Genomic DNA, 23,033 nt, shown 5'->3' with positions numbered 1-23,033 from the left:
TGCTTCCGGCGTGAGGACGGCTGGTCAGGCGAGTGCCTTAACGATCTCCTCGACCATCTTCTTGGCGTCGGCCAGCAGCATCATCGTGTTGTCGCGGTAGAAGAGCTCGTTGTCGACGCCCGCATAGCCAGCGCCCCCCATCGAGCGCTTGATGAACAGGACCGTCCGCGCCTTTTCGACGTCGAGCACGGGCATGCCGTAGATCGGAGAGCTCTTGTCGGTCTTGGCCGCCGGATTGGTGACGTCATTGGCACCAATTACGAAGGCCACGTCCGTCTGCGCGAACTCGCTGTTGATGTCCTCGAGCTCGAACACCTCGTCATAAGGTACATTCGCTTCGGCCAGCAGCACGTTCATATGCCCGGGCATCCGGCCCGCCACGGGGTGGATGGCATATTTGACCTTTACCCCTTCCTTCTTCAGCTGGTCGGCCATCTCCCGCAGGATGTGCTGTGCCTGCGCTACCGCCATGCCGTAGCCCGGCACGATGACGACCTGGTCGGCCTGCTTCATCAGGAAGGCGGCGTCCTCGGCCGAGCCGCGCTTATAGGGACGGTCGATGATTTCGCCGCCACCGGATGAGGTGACGGCACCGAAGCCGCCGGCGATGACGCTGATGAAGCTGCGGTTCATCGCCCGGCACATGATGTAGCTGAGGATCGCGCCCGAGCTTCCGACCAGCGCACCGGTAATGATCATGGCGCTGTTGTGCAGCGTGAAACCCATCGCCGCCGCCGCCCAGCCCGAATAGCTGTTGAGCATGGACACCACGACCGGCATGTCCGCGCCGCCGATCGGAATGATCAGCAGAAAGCCGATCGCGAAGCTCAGCGCGAGAATGGTCCAGAACACCCACGGCGCCTGGTCCTGGGTAAAGTAGGCGACCAGCCCGAGGATCGCGAGCAAGGTGCCGAGATTGAGCACGTGGCGCCCAGGCAGCAGGATCGGCGCGCCGCCCATGTTGCCGTTGAGCTTCAGGAACGCGATCACCGACCCGGAAAAGGTGATGGCGCCGATCGCCACGCCGAGCCCGAGCTCGATACGGCTGACCGGATTGATCATCAGGAACGAGGGCTCCGCAATCGGCGTGATGCGGGTCGCGATCCCGAACGCTTCGGGGTTGAGGAAGGCGGCGGCACCGACCAGCACTGCGGCAAGGCCGACGAGGCTGTGGAACGCTGCGACCAGCTGGGGCATGTCGGTCATCGCGATCCGCCGCGCGGTCACGATCCCGATGACGCCACCGATCGCGATGGCCCCGGCGATCTCGGGCAAGCTGGCGATGTCGTGGGTGGCCAGCGTCGTCACCACGGCGATGGCCATGCCGATCATGCCGAAGCGATTGCCGCGCTGGCTGGTCGACGGGCTGGACAGGCCGCGTAGAGCCAAGATGAAGCACACGCCCGCCACGAGGTAGGCGAGCATCACCCAGGCCGGGGTTTCGTGCAGCACGGCGGCGTCGGGAACGGCGGGAAAGCTCATTCGGGCCGCTCCTTCTTCTTGTACATGGATAGCATCCGGCTGGTCACCGCAAAGCCGCCAAAGATGTTGATGCTGGCCAGCACCACTGCGAGCAAGCCAAGCCACTTGGCGACCACGCTTCCGGCCGCCGCGGCCGCGATCAGGGCGCCGACAATGATCACGGAGGAGATGGCGTTGGTCACCGCCATCAGCGGCGTGTGCAACGCCGGGGTCACCGACCAGACGACGTAATAGCCGACGAAACAGCTCAGGACGAAGATCGACAGAATGGAAATAAAGTCCACAAGCCCTCCCCTCAGGTGCGCAGAGCCCTGTGTGGCACAGCCGAGCCGCGCTGCTAAGCGCAAAAAGCGCGGCGTTCGCTGGCAGCCCATGTGTCGTTCACCCGACTGCAGTTTCCGAATTAATAACCTTTCTCGGACACATGGAACGAATGGGCTCGGAATTCGCCAGCAAGAACAGGGAACGGCAGCGGCCATGGCGGCTGTTGCTGGGAGCGCTCGGTGCTTCCCTGCTCGTCTGGGCGCTCCAGCTCAGCTATCCGCTCGAAAAAGTTTTGCAGACAGCTCGTAACTCATTTCACACTATCAGTGCCAGCGGCGACATCGTCTTCCTGGGCATCGACGACAAGAGCCTTTCAGAGATCGGCGTCTGGCCCTGGCCGCGAACCGTGCAGGCCGATTTAGTCCGGCTCGCAAGCGAAGGCGGCGCCGAGGACATCCACCTCGATATCATCTACGACAGTCCGTCGAAGCCTTCCGACGACCGGGTCTTTGCAAAAGCCCTCAAGAAATCGGGACGAGTGGTACTGGCTGATCGTCACGTTCTTGGAACGTCGACTGACTTGTATGTCCCGGCAACGAGGCCCCTTCCCGTGTTCCGCCGCGATGCGCGTACGGCCAGCATTTCCACTGTTTACGACTTCAAGGGCGCGATCTGGACTTCGACCCTGTCAGCCGAGATCGACAAGAAGGTCGTACCCACCTTTGCGGCGAGCCTTGCCAAGCGCCTGACTGAACCTGACCGGGATTTCTGGATCGATTACTCGGTCAAGCCGCAGACGGTACCTTATCATTCGGCATCTGACCTCCTGACAGGAAAGCTCAAGCCTGACGCACTTAAAGGCAAGCAGATCATCATCGGTCTCAACGCCGATCAGCTGGGTGACCAGTTCTGGATCCCCGGTTGGGGCCGGATGGCGGGAGCCTATGTCCAGATCATCGCGGCCGAGACACTGAAGCGCGGGACGCCGGTCGACCTCGGCGGCGGACCTGCGATGTTACTTGCGCTGCTCGCCTCCCTTTGCGCGATTTTCGCTCGACGTCCCAAGATCGGACCCGCTGTCCTGATCGCCACTGCCTTAACGCTGCTGTTCGCGCCGATTGAGCTCGAACGGTCGCTGATCACGCTGGAAGTGGTTCCGGGCCTGCTGATGATCGGGATCGTCGCTAGCCGGCTTGCCTTTTTTCGCTTCAAGAAACGTGGACGCGTGCATGAGCAGACCGGCCTCCCGAATTTTGCGGCGCTTCGGACCTCGGGCAAAATCGATCGGTCGCTTGTTCTGGCCAAGATCCACAACCATGCCGAGATCTGCAGTGCCCTGACCGAAGCGGAACAGGAGGACGCTTATCGCCAGGTCGTCGCGCGCATTTCGGCCGGCGCTCGCAACGATCTTCATCAAGGCGACGATGGTACCTTTGCATGGACCGTTCCGAATGGCGCGCCCATCGGCAACCACCTTGAAGCACTGCACGCGATGTTTCGGTCTCCGGTACACGTGTCGGGACGTCAGATCGATGTTGCCTTGTCCTTTGGCGTTGAACTGGGTGTCGCCCGAACCCTCCCCAATCGCATCGGCAGCGCCATTCTGGCGGCCGATGAAGCCTGGACCGAAGGCCTGCGCTGGAAGCTTCACGATCCCGCCCGTCAGGAGGAAGTGAACTGGCGCATGTCGCTGCTCGGCGAACTCGACCAGGCGATCGACCATGGCGAAGTGTGGCTCGCCTACCAGCCCCAGCTCGACATCAAGTCCGGGCGTATCGTCGGGGCGGAAGCGTTGGCGCGATGGACCCACCCGCAAAAGGGTCCGATCAGCCCGAGCGAATTCGTTGCCGCCGCCGAAGCCAACGGCAGGATCGGCAAGCTCACCGACTTCGTTCTCGACCGCGCAATCAGTTCAGGCGCCGCAATCAACCGGCGCGGGATCGACTTTCAGGTAGCGGTGAACTTGTCTGCCCGCCTGCTGGTCGATCGCAATCTTCTGACCCGGGTTGAGGCCATGCTGAAGGCTCACGGCCTTGCCCCTGCCCGCCTTACCCTTGAACTGACCGAAACCGCTTCGTTGCAGGATGCGGAAAGTGGATTGGCGACCTTGGGCGCCATGCGCGATCTCGGCGTCAAGATCGCGATCGACGATTATGGTACGGGTCTGTCGACGCTGGAGTATCTGAAGAAGATTCCAGCGAGCGAGATCAAGATCGACCAAAGCTTCGTCAAATCCATGCGGGTCAATCGGTCCGACCTCATCATGGTCCAATCGACGATTGCCCTTGCGCACTCCCTTGGCCGAACGGTCGTGGCCGAAGGAGTCGAGGACCAGCAGTGCCTTGATGATCTGCGCCAGCTACGCTGCGACGTAGCCCAGGGTTTTGCGATCGGACGACCGATGGGCGTGCGTGAACTGGTGCAGCGTCTGCAGATCCGCACCGCGCGCCGGGCGGCGTAAGACCAACCTCTCTTAATAGTTTCGAACAACTACTGGCACGCGGGTCTTTGCGCGTGCGCGAACATATAGCTAATGAAGATGGCTAATCGTTTGCTAACCGTTTCGATTAAGGTTAATACTGGCTTCACAGCGACGAGTCGTCGTCGCACAACAGGGAGCTGGACCATGTGGAATTTCTGGAACTGGCTGCTCGGCTCGGGCGCTGCGAGCACCGGCGGCCGCGGCTAAGCAAGCCTCGGTTTTAGCTAGCTAAAATCGCAAGTTTTGATGCGCGTCGCAACTTCGGTTGCGGCGCGCATCTGCTTTTGGTGCAGGGAAATTCTACAGGATTGCGATAGGCGCTAGGCGATTCGCTTATGCGTGATGAAAGGCCTTGATGCCCTTTCACGTCTCGCCGCGCTTGGGATGGCGGGACGCGAAATCCACAATATCAGGCTTTCTTGAGCGAACCCGGTTTGTGAGCGGCTTGCTTGCCATCCTCGGTCTCGACCAGATATTCAGGATTGTCCTTGGTCGCCGCTACGTGATGGCCTTTGATATCGGTCGCGCTGGTCAGCTTTTTGACGACCTTGCCATGCGCGGTCCCGCCGTGGCTCGACCAACTCACCTTGTCACCGGCCTTGAACGTCTTTTCTGCCATCAGCTTGCTCCTGTCTTGCAATAATTCCCTCGAACGACCGGTCGTCTGACTTGGCTCCCCCTCCCTGCTACGGCACAAGGACCGTCATGGCAGGGGAATTGGGCGGTCAGGGGTTTCACGATGCATTGGTGATCCTGGGCGCGGCCGGGGTCGTCATCCCGGCGTTCGCCCGCATCCGGATCTCGCCGGTGATCGGCTTCATTCTGGTCGGCGCAACGATCGGCCCCGCAGGACTCGGCGCGTTGGCGGGCGATCACCCGTGGCTCGCTTCCATCACGATCACCGATCGCGAGCGGATCGAACCCTTTGCCGAAATCGGCATCCTGATGCTGCTCTTCGGGATCGGGCTCGAACTGAGCTTTCGCCGCCTGTGGGCGATGCGGGGCAAGGTCTTCGGCCTTGGCGGGCTGCAGATGATGGTGACGGGTTTCCTGCTCGGGCTTGGCCTGCTGTTCGGGCTGGGGCTGTCCGCACCTGCCGCGGCCATCCTCGGCCTCGCGCTGGCGATGAGTTCGACCGCGCTCGTCATGCCACTCGCCGGCACGGCCAGCACCACCGGTCAGATCGCCTTGGCGATCCTGCTGCTTCAGGACCTCAGCCTCGTCCCGTTGCTTCTCGTGCTGGACGCCAAAAGCAGTCCCGACGCGCTTCTCCAGGTCCTGCTCGGCGGTATCCTCGTCATCGGTGCATTGCTGCTGATCGGGCGCTTCCTGTTGTGGCGGCTTTTCGCGCAGGCGGCGCGGACCAAGAGCCCCGAACTGTTTCTCGCCATCAGCCTGCTCGTGGTCATGCTGGCAAGCCTCGCCACCGGATCGGTCGGCCTTGGCGCCGTGCTGGGCGCGCTGATCGCCGGCCTGCTAATCGCCGAGACCGACTATCATGCCGAAGTCGAGGTCATCACCGCGCCGTTGCGCGGACTGGCGCTCGGCATCTTCCTCATCACGGTCGGTATGCGGCTGGACCTCGCCGAAGTGCTTGCCGTCTGGCCACAACTGATCGTCGCCACGGCGCTGGTGCTGATCGTCAAGGCGCTCGTTATCTTCTCCCTCTTGCGCTGGCGAAAGAATCGGCGTGGCACCGCGGTGGAAACCGGCCTGCTCATGGCCAGCCCGTCCGAATTGACCCTGATCGTGCTGGCCAGCGCTCTTGCGGCAGGCGTGGTCAGCGCGTCGACCGCAGCCTTCTGGACTCTGGTGACAGCCTTCGGCCTTACCCTCACCCCGCTGCTTGCCGCGGCGGGGCGGAGAATGGCTCGGCGCGTCGATCCGCAGGCCCTGGCGAGCGGGGTATCCGATACGAGCGGCGTGACGCTGATCTTCGGGTTCGGCCGGGTTGGGCGGATCGTTGCGGACATGATGGCGGAGCACGGCCGCCCCTACTTCGCAGTCGATGGCGACATCGATTGCGTGGCGAGTGCTCGCGAGCAGGGGTACAAGGTCATCTTCGGCGATGTCGCCCGCGGCGATGCGGTGGAGCGGTTCGGGCTGTGCGACTCGGCCGCGCTGGTGCTGACGATGGACGATCCCGTGCTGACGGTCCGCCTGTCGCGCGAAGTCAGGGCCGCCTGCCCCGATCTCACCGTCGTCGCCCGCGCCCGCGACGGCCAACATGCAGCGCAGCTCTACAAGGCGGGCGCGACCGATGCGGTGCCCGAAACGATGGAAGGCTCGCTCCAGATCAGCGAGGCCGTGCTGGTCGACATCGGCGTCGCGATGGGGCCGGTGATCGCCTCCATCCACGAAAAGCGCAGCCAGCTCCGGGCCCAGATCCGCGAAGCAGGCCAGCTGGCCGAGGAGCCGGCGCTCGGCCGACGGCGCTAGGCCGCCACCTTCGCCAGCGTTTCGCGGATGGCGGTCAGCGCGTCCTGTGCCTTGGCGCCGTCCGGACCGCCGCCCTGCGCCATGTCGGGACGACCGCCCCCGCCCTGCCCGCCGAGCGCCGCGACCGCCGCCTTGACGAGATCGACCGCGCTCACCTGACCCAGAATATCGTCGGTGACGCCAGCAGCGACCGAGGCACGGCCGTCGTTGACCGCAATCAACGCCGCCGCACCGCTGCCGAGCTGCTTCTTCATCGCGTCGACTTCGCCGCGCAGGCCCTTGGGGTCGAGCCCCTCGACCACCCTGCCGAGGAACTTGACGCCGGCAATGTCCTCCGGACCGCTAGCGTCGCCGCCGGAGCCGCCGCCGAGCGCGATCTGGCGCTTGGCATCGGCGAGTTCGCGTTCGAGACGGCGAATTTGCTCCGCCATCGAAGCGACGCGTTGCGGGGCTTCGTCGGGCGACGCCTTGAGGCTGGCGGCAATGGCGCGGAGGCGGTTGTCGCGGTCGATCAGCCATTGGCGGGCGCCCTCGCCGGTCAGCGCCTCGATCCGCCGCACACCGCTCGAGACCGCGCTTTCCGAGACGATCTTGAACAAGGCGATATCGCCCAGCGCGTTGACGTGGGTGCCGCCGCACAGCTCGACGCTGTAAGTGCCGCCATCCTCGAGGCCCATCGACAGCACGCGGACCTCGTCGCCGTATTTCTCGCCGAACAGCGCCATCGCGCCCTCGGCAATCGCCTCGTCCGGGCTCATCAAGCGGGTCGTGACCGGCTGGTTGTGGCGGATATGCGCATTCACCTCGGCCTCGATCGCGGCGATGTCGTCCGGGCTGAGCGCGCTGTTGTGCGCGAAGTCGAAGCGCAGGCGGTCGGGCGCGACCAGACTCCCCTTTTGCGTCACATGCGCACCCAGGCGATGGCGCAGCGCGGCGTGCAGCAGGTGGGTGGCGCTATGGTTGGCGCGGATGGCGCGGCGGCGCTCTTCGTCCACCTTCTGAGTGACCGTCTCCCCGACCCTGAGCGAACCCTTGGCGACCTTGGTGCGCAGCAGATGCAGCTTGCCGAGCTGCTTCGAGGTATCCTGAACGTCCGCTTCGAAGCCGTTGAGAGTGGTCAGTTTTCCGGCGTCGCCGACCTGGCCGCCGCTTTCTGCGTAGAACGGCGTCTGGTTGAGGAGCAGCTGCACTTCCTCACCCTCGCCGGCCTGATCGGCCTTGGCGCCGTCGCGGACGATGGCGAGGACGACGCCTTCGCCATCATGACCGGCATAACCGGTGAATTCGGTCGCCCCATGTTCTTCGGCAAGATCGAACCAGACCTCGTCCGACGCGGCCTGGCCCGAGCCTTTCCAGGCGGCGCGGGCGCGGGCCTTCTGCTCGGCCATCGCGGCGTCGAAGCCGGCACGGTCGACGTTCTGTCCCTGTGCGCGAAGTGCGTCCTCGGTCAGGTCGTAGGGGAAGCCGTAGGTGTCGTAGAGCTTGAAAGCCGTTTCGCCCGGAAGCGTGCCGCCTTCGCCCATTCCGGCGGTGGCTTCGTCAAGCAGGCGCAGGCCATTGGACAGCGTCTGACGGAAACGAGTTTCCTCCTGGCGCAGCGTCGCCTCGATCAGCGGCTGGGCACGGATCAGCTCCGGATAGGCGGCGCCCATCTCGGCCGACAGCGCCGGGACCAGGCGGTGCATCAGCGGCTCGGACGCGCCCAGCAGGTGCGCGTGTCGCATGGCGCGGCGCATGATCCGGCGCAGGACGTAGCCGCGGCCCTCGTTGGCCGGAAGGACGCCGTCGGCGATCAGGAAGGAGCAGGAGCGCAGGTGATCGGCGATGACCCGGTGCGAGGCCATCTGCTCGCCCTCGGCGCGCGTGCGGGTCAATTCTTCCGAGGCGTGGATCAGCGCTTTGAAGGTGTCGGTGTCGTAATTGTCGTGCACGCCCTGCAGCACGGCCGCGACTCGCTCCAGCCCCATGCCGGTGTCGATCGACGGCTTGGGCAGGGCGGAGACGATGACGTCGTTTTCCTGCAGGTGCTGCATGAAGACGAGGTTCCAGATCTCGACGAAGCGATCGCCGTCCTCGTCGGGGCTGCCCGGGGGGCCGCCGGGAATGTGGTCGCCGTGATCGAAGAAGATCTCGCTGCACGGACCTGACGGACCGTCCGGACCCATCGCCCAGAAATTGTCCTTGGTCGCGATGCGGATGATCCGCTCGTCGGGAAGGCCGGCGATGCGCTTCCACAGCAAGGCCGCCTCGTCGTCGGTGTGATAGACGGTGACCGTCAGCCGGTCCTTGTCGAGCCCCCATTCGCGGGTCAGCAGCGTCCAGGCGAGCTCGATCGCGCGATCCTTGAAATAATCGCCGAACGAGAAATTGCCGAGCATCTCGAAGAAAGTGTGATGCCGCGCGGTGTAGCCGACATTGTCGAGATCGTTGTGCTTGCCGCCGGCGCGGACGCACTTCTGCGAGGAGGCCGCGGTGCTGTACGGGCGAGTCTCCAACCCCGTGAAGACGTTCTTGAACGGGACCATGCCCGCATTGACGAACATCAGCGTGGGATCGTTCTGCGGCACCAGCGGGGCGGACGGCTGGCGGCTGTGTCCGGCGTTCTCGAAATAGTCGAGGAAGGAACGGCGAATATCGTTGGTCGAGGTCATGGGCGGGCCTCTATCACGGCCATGCTGCGCTGCGAAAGAGTGAGAAAGGGACTGCTCCGCGCCGATTTGACTCGGTGCGGAGCAGTCCGAACGGTTCAGCGCGCCAGCTTCTTGTAGCTGGTCCGCGTCGGGCGGTCGGCCTCGGGACCGAGGCGACGCTTCTTGTCTTCCTCATAGGCTTCGAAATTGCCTTCGAACCATTCGACGTGGCTGTTACCTTCGAACGCGAGGATGTGGGTCGCGAGGCGATCGAGGAAGAAGCGATCGTGGCTGATGACCACGGCGCAGCCAGCGAAATTCTCGATCGCATCCTCGAGCGCGCCCAAAGTCTCGACGTCGAGATCGTTGGTCGGTTCGTCGAGCAGCAGCACGTTGCCGCCCTGCTTCAGCATCTTGGCCATATGAACGCGGTTGCGCTCACCGCCCGACAGCTTGCCAACGTTCTTCTGCTGGTCCGGTCCCTTGAAGTTGAAGGCGCCGACATAAGCGCGGGTGGAGGCGTCCTGGCCGTTGACCTTCATGTAATCGAGGCCGTCCGAGATTTCTTCCCAGACGTTCTTCTTGGGATCGAGATGATCACGGCTCTGGTCGACATAGCCAAGGCGAACGGTCTCGCCGACGCTGATCTTGCCGTTGTCGGGTTCTTCCTTGCCGGTCAGGATCTTGAACAGGGTCGACTTGCCCGCGCCGTTGGGGCCGATCACCCCGACGATGCCGCCCGGCGGGAGGGTGAAGGACAGGTCTTCGAACAAGAGCTTGTCGCCATAGGCCTTGGAAATGCCTTCGACCTCGATGACCTTGCCGCCGAGGCGCTCGGGCACTTGAATGACGATCTGGGCCTTGCCGATGCGGCGGTCGTCCTGCGCGTCCTGCAGTTGCTCGAACTTGCGGATACGCGCCTTTGACTTGCTCTGGCGGGCCGCCGGGGTCTGTCGGATCCACTCGAGTTCACGCTGCAACGCCTTCTGCTTGCCGCTCTCTTCGCGCGATTCCTGTTCGAGGCGTTTCGCCTTCTTTTCCAAGTATGTGGAGTAGTTTCCTTCGTAAGGATAATAGGACCCGCGATCGAGTTCGAGGATCCATTCCACCACGTTATCAAGGAAGTAGCGGTCGTGGGTGATCATCAGCACCGCGCCGGCATATTCCTTGAGATGGTTTTCCAGCCACTGGACGCTTTCGGCGTCGAGATGGTTGGTCGGTTCGTCGAGCAGCAGGATCGAGGGCTTCTGGATCAGCAGGCGGGTCAGCGCGACGCGGCGCTTTTCACCGCCCGACAAGTCCTTGACGCTCCAGTCCGACGGCGGGCAGCGCAGCGCCTCCATCGCGATTTCGAGCTGGTTGTCGAGCGTCCAGCCGTCGACCGCGTCGATCTTGCCCTGAAGCTCGCCCATTTCTTCCATCAAGGCGTCGAAGTCGGTGTCGTCCTTGGGATCGCCCATCTCGGCCGAAATGGCGTTGAAGCGATCGACCATGTCGGCAACTTCGCGCGCGCCGTCCTTGACGTTTTCGAGCACGGTCTTCGATTCGTCGAGCTCGGGCTCCTGCTCAAGATAGCCGATGGTGATGTTCTCGCCCGGCCAGGCCTCGCCGGTATATTCCTTGTCGAGCCCGGCCATGATCTTGATCAGCGTCGACTTACCCGCGCCGTTCGGACCCACGATGCCGATCTTGGCGCCCTGGTAGAATTGCAGGTTGATGTTGTTCAGCGTCGGCTTGTTCGCGCCGGGAAAGGTCTTCGTGAGGTTCTTCATCACGAAGGCATATTGAGCGGCCATGGGGTCGCGTTTCCTTGTGTTCTTGGCGGTAAGGGGTTGCGCGCCAGATAGTCGTTCGGGCGGCCTTTGCCTAGCGGGTCACGGCTCGCCCTGTGGCCGCGGCAGGAGCAAAGCGAGGAGCTTAGCGCGGCATTCGCCGTCGATGATGCCGTCAATCCGGTCCGGGCGGAAACGGCGCTGGAACGCGATCACCGCTTTCCAGCTGTCGGTGACGTCATAGCCGAAGCGTTCAAGGGCCAGCAGAAAGGCAGCGTCGGACCAGTAGGGATCGATGAGGTTGCGGGTCGGGCTGGGCAGCGCGAGCCGGCGTTTGGCCAGCGCATCCCACGGGAACAGTTCGCCCGGGTCTTCCTTTCGGGTCGGGGCGATGTCGGAATGGCCGACAACGTTGCCGCGGCCGATCCCGTGCCGGTCCTTGATCCCGGCAACCAGTGGAATGAGTGTCGCCATCTGCTCGTCGGGAAAGGGCCGGTAGCCGAATTCGTGGCCCGGATTTACGATCTCGATCCCGATGCTCGCGCTGTTGATGTCGCGGATGCCACGCCAGTAGCTTTTGCCCGCGTGCCAGGCGCGGCGTTCTTCGGGGACGAGGCTGTAGAGCGTGCCGTCTTCATCGAGGCAGTAATGCGCCGATACCTTGGCTTCGGACGAACAAAGACGATCCAGCGCGTCTTCGCAGGTCGGCATGCCGGTATAGTGCAGCACGATCATGCTGATCGGCGCGGCGCGCTCGTCATGATTGGGGGATGGGCGAGAAATGGCGTCCACGGCCCGCATCCGACAGGGCGCGACCGCGCCCGTCAAGCGCCGAATTGCTCAGGCGGCTTTGGCCGAGGAATCCCGGTGGCGATACAGGCCGCGCATGTCACGATCGGCTTCAAGGGTTGGTGCCTGGCCGATCACGGTTTCCCCTGCGCCCAGCATCAGCCAGCCGTCGGGCGCAAGTGCAGAGGACAGGCGGTCGAACGCCTTTTTGCGTGTGCTTTCATTGAGATAGAGCAGCACGTTGCGGCACAGGATGAGATCGAAGCGGCCGGGATGGACGGCGGGCTCGAGCAGGTTGTGTACCTGAAAGCGGACCGATTTTCGCAGCGCTTCGGACGCGCGCCAACCGCCGGCGCCTTCTTCGAACCAGCGGATCATCTGCTGGATGCCAAGGCCGCGCTGCACCTCGAATTGCGTATAGGTGCCGTCGCGGGCGCGACTCACCATGGTTTCGCTGACGTCGGTGCCGAGGATGTCGATCGTCCAGCCGGCCCATGTGGCGGGATCTTCGGCGAACAGCATGGCGAGGCTGTAGACCTCTTGCCCGGCCGAGCAGCCCGCCGACCAGATGCGCAGGGTTCGCGTCGCTTCGCGGCGACGGGCCAGCACCGGAAGCGCGGCGGACTTGATCAGGTCGAACGGCAAGCGATCGCGGAAGAAATAGGTTTCGTTGTTCAGCAGGGCCTCCACCACGCGGGTCGAGAGACTGGGCTCGCGGCCCATGACGAGAATGGTGATGAGTTCATCGATGCTGGCGATTCCGCGTTCGCGAAGCAGCTGCGACAAGGCCGTTTCGAGGCGCCAGCGGCGGCTCATGGTCAGCTGCTGGCCGGTTCTCGCCTCGAGCAGGCCGGCGAGGATGCGCGAGCTGGAATCACTTATCTGCATGACACTGGCCGATCCGGGACGCGACACGACGGGCAAGCTTGTCGGGGGGGAGGATGGCGGCGGCAAGGCCGGCATCCGCGATCGCCTTGGGCATGCCCCAGACGGCGCAGGTGGCTTCGTCCTGCACCAGGATCGAACCGCCCGCCGCGACCAGTTCGGCGGCGCCTTCCACCCCGTCGCGCCCCATGCCGGACAGGATCACCGCCACCGCGCCCGGAAGGCGCAGCCGCGCGACCGACGCGAGCATCGGATCGACGCTCGGCAGGCAGCCGCTGGCGGCGCGGCCCCGCTGGAGGTGGACGTGCAGCGCTCCGCCGCGTCCGGCTTCGACCGAGAGATGCGCGTCGCCCGGCGCGATCAGTATTTCGTCGGCGACCAGGGCTGCGCCTTCCACCGCAATACTCGCCGGGCGGCCGGCGGCGGTGGCGAGCTGCCGGGTGAATACATCCATGAAAGGCACGGGAAGGTGCTGGGTGACCAGGATCGGCGCTCCGATCCGCGGCGGGAGCTGGCTGAAAAAGCGGCCAAGGGCATGGATGCCGCCCGTGGAAGCGCCGATCGCGAGCAGCGACAGCGGTTCGACGCTCATGGCGCGCAGCGAGGCCATCGGCACGGGCCGGGCCGGTGCGGGCGGATTGGCCTCGGCTTCTCCGAGCGCACGGATCTTGGCCATCAGTATATCGGCAAAGCGCCCCTGGATGCGGCCGGTACCGGGTTTCAGCAGCGTATCCGCGGCGCCTGCGGCCAAGGCGGCGACGGTCGCCGCCGCGCCATCCTCGGCCAGGCTCGAGACAACCAGCACGCGCGCGCCGCGGGCGGTGGCGATGATCTCGGGCAGTTTGTCGAGCCCCCCTGCCCCCGGCATCTCAAGATCGAGCAGGATGACGTCGACCGAAACGTGGGCGAGCGCTTCGACGGCGTCTTCGGCCGTGCCGGCGACCGCCGCAATCTCGATTCCGCCGCCCAATTCGACCATCCGGGTCAGCACGGCGCGAGCGACCACCGAATCGTCGACGATCATCAACCGGATGTTGCGCCGGCCGGGCGGCGACGCCGCGTTCTGTCGGGCGAGCGCCGGAGCCACGGGTCAGAAACCTCAGGCGACGCCGACGAGCTGAAGCTTGATGTGCAGCGTTTCGCGGTCGAACGGCTTCATCACATATTCGTCCGCCCCGGCCTCAAGCGCCGCGCGGATGTGCGGCATGTCGTTTTCGGTGGTGCAGAAAACGACCTTGGGCTGGTCTTCGTGGCCGCGCTGGCGAAGGAGCTTCAGAAACTCCATGCCGCTCATCACCGGCATGTTCCAGTCGAGCAGCACGACGTCGGGCATCGAGGCTTCGCAGCGATCCAGCGCTTCGCGGCCGTCGCCGGCTTCCTCCACCGTAAACTCGAGCGTTTCAAGGATGTGGCGGGCAACCTTTCGGATGACCTTGGAATCGTCGACGATAAGACAGGTCTTCATGGGACTAGACACCGTTCCTGGGTCCTGACGTTAAGTGATTGAAAGCGTTATAGGCGGCCAAGCGTTAAAAAAGGTTCTCACGCCGCCTGGCGGGCGAAGTCTGGCCCGGTGACAAGGCTTTCGACGTCCAGCAGCAGCATCGCGCCTTCCTCGGTCTCGATCATACCGGAAGACACCCGCTCCCACCCCTCACTCATGGCGGCACGCACCGGCGCGGAGTCGCTGGTCGCCGTCAGGACGTCCTCGACCCCGTCGACGATCAGCGCATAATGATGGCCGTCGACTTCGGTGACCGCCGCTTCGAGGATGCCGTCGGTCCGTTCGGGCATCGAAAGGCCGAGCGAACGGCGGCAGCAGATGACGGTGAGCACCCGGCTGCGCAGCGCCGACAGCCCCGCGACATGATCGGCCGCGCGCGGCACCGGGATCAAGGTATCCAGCTCGACCACGCTTTCGATCCGCGCGGCGGGCAGCGCGACCCGTTGTCCCGCGATGCGAACGACCAGCAGCAATTCGTTCATTTACCCGTTCTTTCCGGCTGCAGCCTCGCGCAGGGCGACGAGCAGCCCGGCACGATCATAGCGGTAGAGATGGTTTTCGTTGGCCGCGCCGTCTGCGTCGGCGCTGAGGAACAAGGTTCGGCGCGCGGTATGGCCGACATCGGCCCCGGCCGACGCAATCGCGAGATCTGCCTCCGCCTCCGTGTCGAACGTGATGACGCGGTATCCGGCGGCCTCGACAATGGGGCGAAGCATGTTGCGGACCCACGGGTCGTCGAGGTCGAGCCGGCAGACCGGCGTTGAGGAGCTCGGCTCGGCGACGGGGCGCGCGGCGCTTGCGAACAGCCAGTGCGCGTCGATCAGCTCGGCCGGCTCGCCCGCCACCAGGGTCACGCCCTCGATCATGCCCGGTGCTTCGGCGGGAATGATCTGGTCTGCGATGGCGTCGAGGTCGAGCACGTCGCTGAAGGCAAGGCCTAGCTGCGACTGGCCGTCGCTCAGGCGGAACAGCTTGATCTTGCTGTCGGGCGCGGGAAGCCGGTCGAGGCCTTCCAAGGGAATGATGTCCTGGCCGAGCTGGACCCGAACGCGCCCCGCGGAAAGCGAGATGGCGCTTCCAGACACTTCTTCGATGCGATCGACGATGCCGAGGCGGATTGCGCGGCGCGCCGCCATGCAGTCGCGGAACAACAGCACCGGAGTCGCCGCTTCGCTCGCCTCATTCGGAGCGACGTCATCGAGCAGGCGAACGCTGCGTTCCTGCGCTTCGAAGCGCACGCCGCCGACCCGGGCGAGCCCCGCAGGATCAAACAGGAGAATAGGTGAACCGTCGTCGGCGAGCGTCGTGCCGGCATAGAGGCCGGTCGCCATGACCGCCGGAGCGGCCGGCTTCACCACCAGTTCCTCGTGATCGTGGACGCGGTCGACGGACAGGGCGTAGACGTCGCCGCCGGCGGGCTTGAGCACGATCAACGTGCGCTCTTCGTCGGGCAGGCCGCTGTCGAGGCCGAGCAGATCTGCGAGCACGATTTGAGGCACTCGGCGGCCTCGAATGGTGACCAGGCCGGCCCCGCCGACTTCCGACAATTCGACGCTGTCGCCGCTGGCCCGGACGATCTCTTCGATCGCGACGCGGGGAATGGCGAAATGCTGCGCCCCGATCGACACGGTGAGCGCGGGGATGATGGTCAGGGTCAGCGGCACGCGGAGCGTCATCCGGGTCCCCTGTCCCGGCGTCGAATCGACCTCGACCACCCCGCCGATGCGTTCGACGTTGGAGCGGACGACATCCATGCCGACCCCGCGCCCGGAAATGCTGGTCACCGCTTTGGCGGTCGATAAACCGGCCTCGAAGATCAATTGCAGCCGCTCTTTGGGGCCAAGGCGGGCGGCTTCGACACGGTCGAGAATGCCGGCGGAAATCGCCTTGTCGACCAGCCGCTCGCCATCGATACCGCGGCCGTCGTCGACGATGTCGATCAGAATCTGGTTGCCCGATTGGCGGGCCGATACACTCAGCAGACCAATCTCGCGCTTGCCGGCCTTAAGGCGTTCGGCCGGGGTTTCGATGCCGTGATCAACTGCGTTGCGGACGATGTGTGTCAGGGGATCGCGGATCATCTCGATCATCTCACGATCGAGTTCGACGTCACCGCCGTCGATATCGACCAGGACCTGACGGCCAAGCTCGGCCGAGAGATCGCGAACCATGCGCGGCAAGCCGACGAACAGGCTTTCGATGCGCTGCATGCGGGTGCGGGTGATGGCGTCGCGCATGTCGGCGATGATGCCGCTCATCCGCTCGAACGCGCTGGCAACCGCGACGTCGGTGCTGGTGTCGCGCAGGCGCCGGGCAAGTTCGTTGCGGGCGAGTACGAGATCCGACACGCCGCTCATCATGCGGTCGAGGAGGTCGACCGACAGACGGATGGTGCGCGGGGCGGCCTGGCCTTGCGACACGGCGGTCGTGGCCGGCACGGGAGCCGCCGGCGCGGTCTGTTCGGCGCCCGGCTTCAGTGCTTCGATAAGATCATCGTCGCTTCCCTCAGGTAGAGGCGAGCCGGCGGCGATCACTTCCACCATTTCGCCGATGCGATCGATCACGGCGAGAACGCCGCTGACCAGGGCGGGATCGGGCTGGCGGCGACCGGCGCGGACGTCGGCGAGGGCGTCCTCGGCCGCGTGACTAAGCGCTTCGAGGCGCGGAAAGTCGAAAAACCCGCAATTGCCCTTCACGGTGTGGACGAAGCGGAAGATGCTATCGAGGCGGGCGCGGTCTTGCGGCGCCGCTTCCCAGGCGACGATCTCTCCGCCCAGGCTTTCCAGCATGTCCCGGCATTCGGAGACGAAATCGGCAATCAGGTCGTCCATGGCCCCACTTTGCGTCGGTGACAGACGACGGGGTTAGACGGCGAGGGTTAAGGGGCCGTTAGTGGCGGCAATTCGTCAGGCGAGGAAGACCGGGTCGAGGACGATGCGCCCGTCGGTGAGATCGGCGATGCCCGGCTTGTAGGGGATCAGTGACTTCTTGCCGCTGGACAGCTCGACTTCGAGGAGGTCCCCTGCCCCGAAGTTTTCCACCGCCGACACCGTGCCGATCGCCCCGCCATCCTGGTCGACGCAGGGGAGACCGATGAGGTCTGAGTGGTAATATTCGCCCTCTTCGAGTGGCGGCAAGGCGTCACGTTCGACCTCGATCAGGGTGCCGCGAAGCGCTTCGGCGGCGGAGCGGTCGGCGATCCCTTCGAGGCGGGCAATCGGGCTTTTGGTCGTGCCGCCAGCGCTGAGCAGCCGGCGCGGGGTGCCGTTCACCAGCACCAAGTCGTGCGCTTTCAACGCCTTCAGATCGTCGGCGAAGAGCTTGAGGCGCACTTCGCCCCGGACGCCGTGGGCGCCGGAGATTGCGGCAAGGGTGATGCGCGTAGTCATTCACATAGCCAAGTCGGCTTCACCCAAGACGTTAAGCGAAGCCGACCTGCACCAGCTTATTCGGCCTTTTCGGCGCCTTCGGCCGGAGCGGCGTCATTGCTGCCTTCAGCCGGCTCCGGCTGGGTCGGGGCGCTGACCTCTTCGGCCGGAGCGTCGGCGGCCGGCGCTTCCTCAGCGGCGGGCTCTTCGGCCGGCGCGGCAGCGGCGGCGGCGGCAGCCTCGGCAGCTTCAGCGGCCTTGGTCGCGCGCTCTTCAGCGCGCTCGGTGGCCTTTTCGCCCGGCTTGCCCTTGTTCGGGTTGTTGCGAGCGGTGCGCTCCTTGAGGCCAGCGGCATCAAGGAAGCGGGCGACGCGGTCGGTCGGCTGCGCGCCGACGCTCAGCCAGTGGCTGATGCGGTCATGGTCGAGCTTGATGCGCTCGGGCGAATCCTTCGCCAGCAGCGGGTTGTAGGTGCCGACCTTTTCGATGAAGCGGCCATCGCGCGAATTGCGGCTGTCGGCCACGACGACGCGGTAATAGGGACGCTTCTTGGAGCCGCCACGAGCCAGGCGAATTGCTACTGCCATTTGTTCAATCCTTCTTTTAAGTGTCTGTTACTTCTTACCGAATTTGTTGCCGCCCGGGGGTAGGCCGAACGGATTGGAACCGCCGGGAAGACCAGGCAGACCGGGCGCTCCGGCACCGGGCAGGAGCCCTCCCATCGCGCCCTCCATGCCGCCCTTACCGAACATCGCGGCCAGCTTTCCGAAACCACCCATCTTCTTGAGGCGCTTCATCGCGCCTTCCATTTCCTGGTGCATCTTCAGGAGCTTGTTCACTTCCTGGACGGTTCGGCCGCTGCCCTTGGCGATGCGGATCTTGCGCTTGGCATTGATCAGGCCGGGCTTGGCCCGCTCGGTCGCGGTCATCGAGGACAGCATGGCTTCGAGATGGACCAGCGCCTTGGTGTCCTGCGCTTTTTCCATGGCGCCCTTCATGCCCTTCATGCCCGGCATCATGCCGGCCAGCGCGCCAAGGCCTCCCATGCGCTTCATCTGGTCGAGCTGCATGCGGAGGTCGTCGAGGTCGAACTTGCCCTTGGCCATCTTGGCCGCAAGCTTTTCGGCGTCCTCGACCTTGATGGTTTCCGCCGCGCGCTCGACCAGGCTGACGACGTCGCCCATGCCAAGGATGCGGCCGGCGACGCGGCTGGGGTGGAAGGGCTCGATTGCGTCGAGACCCTCGCCCGTGCCGGAGAACTTGATCGGCTTTCCGGTGACCGCGCGCATCGAAAGCGCCGCACCGCCGCGGGCGTCGCCGTCCATCCGGGTCAGGATCACGCCAGTGAGGTCGATCTGGTCGGAGAAGCCCTTGGCGACGTTGACCGCATCCTGGCCGGTCAGGCTGTCGACCACCAGCAGGGTCTCGGCCGGGCGGCTGACCTCGGCCACCGCCTTCATCTCGCCCATCAGGCTATCGTCGACATGGAGACGGCCCGCGGTGTCCAGCAGCAGAACGTCATAACCCTGGAGCTTGGCCGACTGGACCGCGCGCTTGGCGATATCGACCGGCGACTGGCCGGGCACGATCGGAAGCGTGTCGACGTTCGCTTGGCGGCCGAGCACCGCCAGCTGCTCCTGCGCCGCCGGACGGGCGACGTCGAGCGAGGCCATCAGGACCTTCTTGCGATCCTTGGTCGCAAGCCGCTTGGCGAGTTTGGCGGTGGAAGTGGTCTTGCCCGAGCCCTGGAGCCCGACCATCATGATGATGGCGGGCGGCGCGACGGCGAGGTCGAGCTCGCTGCTGTCGGCGCCGAGCATTTCGACCAGCGCGTCGTTGACGATCTTGACGACCTGCTGACCCGGCGTAACCGAGCGAAGCACTTCCTGGCCCACCGCGCGGGCGGTGATGGTCTCGACGACATCGCGCGCGACCGGCAGCGCAACATCGGCTTCGAGCAGGGCTACCCGCACTTCGCGCATCGCGCCGCGCACGTCGTCCTCGGTGAGGGCGCCGCGGCCGCGAAGCTTGTCGAACACGCCGCCAAGGCGGTCGCTCAGGGTCTCGAACATCAACTCAACTCCGGTATCGAAACGCGCAAAGCGGTAAAACGCCGGCGGGCGAAACCTCGCCGGCCAGCGTACCCCGCAGGGCGCTCATCGATGGTGTGTCACTGGGACAAAGCGGCGCTTAGCCAAAAGCGGGCAGAAGTGCAACCGGCACCCCTGCCCGCCCTCAATGAATCAGGCGGCGGCGTCGTCCGCCTTGTCGCGATTGGCGTAGACGCGGACCGGTTCCTTGCTGCCGGCCACCACGTCCTTGTCGACGTGGACCTTTTCGACCCCGTCCATGCCGGGGAGATCGAACATGGTGTCGAGCAGGATCGCCTCGAGGATTGAGCGAAGCCCGCGGGCCCCGGTCTTGCGCTCGATCGCCTTGCGGGCGACCGCGTTCAGTGCGTCGTCGGAGAAGACGAGATCGACTTCCTCCATGTCGAACAGCTTGGCGTATTGCTTAACCAGTGCATTCTTCGGCTCGACCAGGATCTTGACCAGCGCCGCCTCGTCGAGGTCCTCGAGCGTGGCGATCACCGGCATACGGCCGATGAATTCGGGGATGAGGCCGAACTTCATCAGATCCTCGGGCTCGGTGTGCTTGAGCACCTGGCCGGTCTTGCGCTCGTCCGGGCCGGCGACATGCGCGCCGAAACCGATCGACTTGCCCTGCAGACGGTCGCCGATGATCTTTTCTAGGCCGGCGAACGCGCCGCCACAGATGAACAGGATGTTGGTCGTGTCGACCTGCAGGAACTCCTGCTGCGGATGCTTGCGGCCACCCTGCGGCGGAACGGACGCGGTAGTGCCCTCCATCAGCTTCAAGAGCGCCTGCTGCACGCCCTCGCCCGACACGTCGCGGGTAATCGAGGGATTGTCCGACTTGCGGCTGATCTTGTCGATTTCGTCGATGTAGACGATCCCGCGCTGCGCCTTTTCGACATTGTAGTCGGAGGCCTGCAGCAGCTTCAGGATGATGTTCTCGACATCCTCGCCGACATAGCCCGCTTCGGTCAGCGTGGTCGCGTCGGCCATGGTGAAGGGCACGTCGAGAATGCGGGCCAGCGTCTGCGCGAGCAGGGTCTTGCCGCAGCCGGTCGGCCCGATCAGCAGAATGTTCGACTTGGCGAGCTCGACCTCGGTGCCGCTCTTGGCCCCGTGGTTCAAGCGCTTGTAATGGTTGTGGACGGCGACCGACAGGACGCGCTTGGCGCGGTTCTGCCCGATCACATAATCGTCGAGCACCTTGCAGATCTCCGCCGGCGTCGGAACGCCGTCACGGGTCTTCACCAGCGCGGACTTGGATTCCTCGCGGATGATGTCGTTGCACAGTTCGACGCATTCATCGCAGATGAAAACGGTCGGCCCGGCGATGAGCTTGCGCACCTCGTGCTGCGACTTGCCGCAGAAGCTGCAGTAAAGCGTGCTCTTGCCGTCGCCACCGGAAAGCTTGGTCATAATCGTCCTTGTGTCGCCAGACGCCGAAGCGCCCGGACGGGCAGCCTAGCCCGCTTATTTGCCGGATACAAACTCTCAGAAGGCTTAACGCGTTGCGTTGCTCAGGTGAGGATGTGGAGGAGATATGGCTTCCGTGCCACGGTCCGGCAAGGGCCGGACGGAGGTGCTGGCTGGGGCGGCAGGATTCGAACCTGCGCATGCCGGTACCAAAAACCGGTGCCTTACCGCTTGGCGACGCCCCAGTGCGCGGGGGGCTTATAGCGGATGAAAACCGCTCGGGAAGCCTCCCCGTCACTTGGCTAGTCGAGGACTTTCTTGTGGGTCTCCGGAAGCCAGATCGCGCTGACCACGAACGCCATCCCCACCACCGCGATCGTGTACCACAGGCCAGCGTAGGCGTCGCCTGTGCGGACCACGATATACTGGCTGATCAGCGGCAGAAATCCGCCGAAATAGCCTGAGCCGATGTGATAAGGCACGCTCATCGACGTGTAGCGGATGCGGGCCGGGAACATCTCGACCAGGATCGCGGCGACCTGCCCATAGGTCATCGCCGACAGGGCGACCATTACCGCGACCGCGAGGATGATCATCCACGGGCGCTTCTCGGCCGGATCGGCTTTGTCGGGATAGCCGGCGGCGGCGAGTGTGGTGGTGTAGGTGGCTTGGTCGAAGCCTTCGATCCGTTTGTCACCGACACGCAGCGCGACCGCTCCGGTCTCGGCCTTGGAATAGCTGACGCCGCGCTTGGACAGATAGTTCAGTGCCTGCGCGCAAGGCGTCGTATGCTTGGAGGCGAAGACGTTGAAGTCGCAATTCGCCGGCAGTTCCAGCGTCACCGGGTTGGCGGCGGTCGCGCGGGCAAGTGCGGGGTTGGCGCCGTTCGCCATCAGATGAAATAGCGGGAAAAGCAGGATCAGCGTCAGGCCGTAGCCGATCAGCAGGATCTTCTTGCGGCCGACCCGATCCGATAGCGCGCCGAAGCCGACGTACAGCGGCGCGGCGAGCGAGGCGCCGGCGGCCATGTAGAGCAAGGCCTCGGTCTCGCCGACGCGGGCGGTGCCTTGCAGGAAGTAGAGCGTGCCGAACTGGCTGGTGTAGTAGATGACCGTCAGGCCCGCCGCGACGCCGAACAGGGCGACCAGCACGCGCTTGATGTTGCCGGGATAGGTCAGGCTGTCCTTGAACGGGTTGCGGCTGGTGGTGCCGGCTTCCTTCATTGCCTTGAACACCGGGCTCTCGTTCAGTTTCATCCGGATGTAGAGCGAGATGGCGAGCATGATGATGCTGGCGAGGAACGGGATCCGCCAGCCCCAGGCGTCGAATTCTTCCGGAGTCAGCGCGGCGCGGCAGGCGAGTACCATGACGAGGCTGAGGAGAAAGCCGCCGACGACGCTGACCTGGATCCAGCTGGTATACTGGCCGCGCTTGCCGGGCGGGGCGTGCTCGGCGACGTAGATCGCCGCGCCGCCATATTCCCCGCCGAGCGCCAGGCCCTGGAGCAGGCGGAGGCCGACCAGTAGCGTGGGGGCGAGCAGGCCGGCGCTGGCATACGTCGGCAGGAAGCCAATCGCAGCGGTGGCGCCGCCCATCAGGGTGATGGTGATGAGAAAGGTGTATTTGCGGCCGACGCGGTCACCGAACCAGCCGAACAGGAGGGCGCCCAGCGGCCGAACCCCGAAGCCGGCGCCAAAGGCGGCGAGGCTGGCGAGGGTGGCCGCGGTGGGGTTGTCGGCGGGGAAGAACAAGCGGCCGAGCAGCGCGGCGAGGATGCCGTAGACGAAGAAGTCATACCATTCGAAGACGGTCCCGAGCGCGCTGGCGGTAATCACCAGCCGATCGCGCTTCGGATCTACGACATATTCACCCGCTGAACCTATGGCAGTGGCCATACTCGAAACTCCCC

Annotated in this window: 18 protein-coding genes and 1 tRNA gene; 2 read left to right on the top strand and 17 right to left on the bottom strand. The window is 64.8% G+C overall.

The window, feature by feature from the left end:
- Window positions 1–24: 24 nt before the first annotated feature.
- Together V6R86_RS09840 and V6R86_RS09835 are read right to left on the bottom strand one after the other, a co-directional pair.
- A complete protein-coding gene (locus tag V6R86_RS09840; protein WP_338504198.1) occupies window positions 25–1,482 on the bottom strand; it encodes an NAD(P)(+) transhydrogenase (Re/Si-specific) subunit beta in 1,458 nt (485 codons plus the stop codon).
- Window positions 1,479–1,766: a proton-translocating transhydrogenase family protein gene (locus V6R86_RS09835; protein ID WP_338504197.1), complete on the bottom strand. Its 288-nt coding sequence runs from the start codon at window positions 1,764–1,766 to the stop codon at window positions 1,479–1,481. The genes V6R86_RS09840 and V6R86_RS09835 overlap by 4 nt, the downstream gene beginning before the upstream one ends.
- A gap of 149 nt (window positions 1,767–1,915) precedes the next feature.
- Here V6R86_RS09835 and V6R86_RS09830 point away from each other — a divergent pair, with 149 nt between their 5' ends.
- The gene (locus tag V6R86_RS09830; protein ID WP_338504196.1) at window positions 1,916–4,207 is read left to right on the top strand and encodes an EAL domain-containing protein; all 2,292 of its coding nucleotides are present in this window, start codon (window positions 1,916–1,918) and stop codon (window positions 4,205–4,207) included.
- Window positions 4,208–4,637: 430 nt separating this feature from the next.
- Here the strand turns inward: V6R86_RS09830 and V6R86_RS09825 are convergent, their stop codons facing one another.
- A complete protein-coding gene (locus V6R86_RS09825; protein WP_338504194.1) occupies window positions 4,638–4,847 on the bottom strand; it encodes a DUF2945 domain-containing protein in 210 nt (69 codons plus the stop codon).
- Between the two features lie 86 nt (window positions 4,848–4,933).
- Between V6R86_RS09825 and V6R86_RS09820 the strand changes: the two genes are divergently transcribed.
- On the top strand, window positions 4,934–6,667 hold the full coding sequence (locus V6R86_RS09820; protein ID WP_338504193.1) for a cation:proton antiporter: 1,734 nt from the start codon (window positions 4,934–4,936) through the stop codon (window positions 6,665–6,667).
- On the opposite strand, the gene alaS is transcribed toward V6R86_RS09820, so the two are convergent.
- From alaS to V6R86_RS09750, 14 genes are all read right to left on the bottom strand, one after another.
- Window positions 6,664–9,318 (bottom strand): alanine--tRNA ligase, encoded by a 2,655-nt coding sequence (alaS, locus tag V6R86_RS09815; RefSeq protein ID WP_338504192.1) that lies wholly within the window; start codon window positions 9,316–9,318, stop codon window positions 6,664–6,666. The genes V6R86_RS09820 and alaS overlap by 4 nt on opposite strands.
- Before the next feature lie 95 nt (window positions 9,319–9,413).
- On the bottom strand, window positions 9,414–11,093 hold the full coding sequence (ettA, locus tag V6R86_RS09810; RefSeq protein ID WP_338504191.1) for an energy-dependent translational throttle protein EttA: 1,680 nt from the start codon (window positions 11,091–11,093) through the stop codon (window positions 9,414–9,416).
- Window positions 11,094–11,171: 78 nt separating this feature from the next.
- On the bottom strand, window positions 11,172–11,870 hold the full coding sequence (locus V6R86_RS09805) for an N-acetylmuramoyl-L-alanine amidase (RefSeq protein WP_425335953.1): 699 nt from the start codon (window positions 11,868–11,870) through the stop codon (window positions 11,172–11,174).
- 39 nt (window positions 11,871–11,909) lie between these two features.
- Window positions 11,910–12,746 carry a protein-glutamate O-methyltransferase CheR gene (locus V6R86_RS09800; RefSeq protein WP_338504189.1) on the bottom strand — a complete coding sequence of 279 codons (837 nt, stop codon included), beginning with the start codon at window positions 12,744–12,746 and terminating at the stop codon, window positions 11,910–11,912.
- Window positions 12,733–13,767, bottom strand: coding sequence for a chemotaxis protein CheB (locus tag V6R86_RS09795; RefSeq protein ID WP_338504187.1), 1,035 nt, complete (start codon window positions 13,765–13,767; stop codon window positions 12,733–12,735). Before V6R86_RS09795 ends, V6R86_RS09800 begins: the two co-directional genes overlap by 14 nt.
- A gap of 75 nt (window positions 13,768–13,842) precedes the next feature.
- Entirely contained in the window at window positions 13,843–14,208 is a 366-nt protein-coding gene (locus V6R86_RS09790) for a response regulator (RefSeq protein ID WP_338504185.1), read from the bottom strand.
- Window positions 14,209–14,285: 77 nt separating this feature from the next.
- Window positions 14,286–14,729 carry a chemotaxis protein CheW gene (locus V6R86_RS09785; protein ID WP_338504183.1) on the bottom strand — a complete coding sequence of 148 codons (444 nt, stop codon included), beginning with the start codon at window positions 14,727–14,729 and terminating at the stop codon, window positions 14,286–14,288.
- Window positions 14,730–17,078 carry a chemotaxis protein CheA gene (locus tag V6R86_RS09780; RefSeq protein WP_338504181.1) on the bottom strand — a complete coding sequence of 783 codons (2,349 nt, stop codon included), beginning with the start codon at window positions 17,076–17,078 and terminating at the stop codon, window positions 14,730–14,732.
- Window positions 17,079–17,153: 75 nt separating this feature from the next.
- The gene (gene rimM / locus V6R86_RS09775) at window positions 17,154–17,636 is read right to left on the bottom strand and encodes a ribosome maturation factor RimM (protein ID WP_338504179.1); all 483 of its coding nucleotides are present in this window, start codon (window positions 17,634–17,636) and stop codon (window positions 17,154–17,156) included.
- A 56-nt stretch (window positions 17,637–17,692) separates the two neighbouring features.
- Complete coding sequence (gene rpsP, locus V6R86_RS09770; RefSeq protein ID WP_338504177.1) at window positions 17,693–18,202, bottom strand: 30S ribosomal protein S16; 510 nt, start codon at window positions 18,200–18,202, stop codon at window positions 17,693–17,695.
- A 27-nt stretch (window positions 18,203–18,229) separates the two neighbouring features.
- On the bottom strand, window positions 18,230–19,687 hold the full coding sequence (gene ffh, locus V6R86_RS09765; protein WP_338504175.1) for a signal recognition particle protein: 1,458 nt from the start codon (window positions 19,685–19,687) through the stop codon (window positions 18,230–18,232).
- A gap of 171 nt (window positions 19,688–19,858) precedes the next feature.
- Complete coding sequence (clpX, locus tag V6R86_RS09760) at window positions 19,859–21,127, bottom strand: ATP-dependent Clp protease ATP-binding subunit ClpX (RefSeq protein ID WP_338504173.1); 1,269 nt, start codon at window positions 21,125–21,127, stop codon at window positions 19,859–19,861.
- Window positions 21,128–21,294: 167 nt separating this feature from the next.
- Window positions 21,295–21,369: transfer RNA gene (locus tag V6R86_RS09755), tRNA-Gln, on the bottom strand.
- A 57-nt stretch (window positions 21,370–21,426) separates the two neighbouring features.
- Window positions 21,427–23,019: an MFS transporter gene (locus tag V6R86_RS09750; protein WP_338504171.1), complete on the bottom strand. Its 1,593-nt coding sequence runs from the start codon at window positions 23,017–23,019 to the stop codon at window positions 21,427–21,429.
- Between the last annotated feature and the right edge of the window lie 14 nt (window positions 23,020–23,033).

Source organism: Sphingomonas kaistensis (genome assembly GCF_036884275.1).
GTDB lineage: Bacteria > Pseudomonadota > Alphaproteobacteria > Sphingomonadales > Sphingomonadaceae > Sphingomicrobium > Sphingomicrobium kaistense_A.
Note: the sequence above shows the minus strand (reverse complement) of the source record. Positions and strands in the feature narration are given on the sequence as shown.

Excerpts from the sequence above, each read along its gene's own strand:
- V6R86_RS09840 (WP_338504198.1), bottom strand. The coding sequence starts at position 1,482 with ATGAGCTTTCCCGCCGTTCCCGACGCCGCCGTGCTGCACGAAACCCCG.
- V6R86_RS09830 (WP_338504196.1), top strand. The coding sequence starts at position 1,916 with ATGGGCTCGGAATTCGCCAGCAAGAACAGGGAACGGCAGCGGCCATGG.
- V6R86_RS09825 (WP_338504194.1), bottom strand. The coding sequence starts at position 4,847 with ATGGCAGAAAAGACGTTCAAGGCCGGTGACAAGGTGAGTTGGTCGAGC.
- V6R86_RS09820 (WP_338504193.1), top strand. The coding sequence starts at position 4,934 with ATGGCAGGGGAATTGGGCGGTCAGGGGTTTCACGATGCATTGGTGATC.
- alaS (WP_338504192.1), bottom strand. The coding sequence starts at position 9,318 with ATGACCTCGACCAACGATATTCGCCGTTCCTTCCTCGACTATTTCGAG.
- ettA (WP_338504191.1), bottom strand. The coding sequence starts at position 11,093 with ATGGCCGCTCAATATGCCTTCGTGATGAAGAACCTCACGAAGACCTTT.
- V6R86_RS09805 (WP_425335953.1), bottom strand. The coding sequence starts at position 11,870 with ATGCGGGCCGTGGACGCCATTTCTCGCCCATCCCCCAATCATGACGAG.
- V6R86_RS09800 (WP_338504189.1), bottom strand. The coding sequence starts at position 12,746 with ATGCAGATAAGTGATTCCAGCTCGCGCATCCTCGCCGGCCTGCTCGAG.
- V6R86_RS09795 (WP_338504187.1), bottom strand. The coding sequence starts at position 13,767 with ATGATCGTCGACGATTCGGTGGTCGCTCGCGCCGTGCTGACCCGGATG.
- V6R86_RS09790 (WP_338504185.1), bottom strand. The coding sequence starts at position 14,208 with ATGAAGACCTGTCTTATCGTCGACGATTCCAAGGTCATCCGAAAGGTT.
- V6R86_RS09785 (WP_338504183.1), bottom strand. The coding sequence starts at position 14,729 with ATGAACGAATTGCTGCTGGTCGTTCGCATCGCGGGACAACGGGTCGCG.
- V6R86_RS09780 (WP_338504181.1), bottom strand. The coding sequence starts at position 17,078 with ATGGACGACCTGATTGCCGATTTCGTCTCCGAATGCCGGGACATGCTG.
- rimM (WP_338504179.1), bottom strand. The coding sequence starts at position 17,636 with ATGACTACGCGCATCACCCTTGCCGCAATCTCCGGCGCCCACGGCGTC.
- rpsP (WP_338504177.1), bottom strand. The coding sequence starts at position 18,202 with ATGGCAGTAGCAATTCGCCTGGCTCGTGGCGGCTCCAAGAAGCGTCCC.
- ffh (WP_338504175.1), bottom strand. The coding sequence starts at position 19,687 with ATGTTCGAGACCCTGAGCGACCGCCTTGGCGGCGTGTTCGACAAGCTT.
- clpX (WP_338504173.1), bottom strand. The coding sequence starts at position 21,127 with ATGACCAAGCTTTCCGGTGGCGACGGCAAGAGCACGCTTTACTGCAGC.
- V6R86_RS09750 (WP_338504171.1), bottom strand. The coding sequence starts at position 23,019 with ATGGCCACTGCCATAGGTTCAGCGGGTGAATATGTCGTAGATCCGAAG.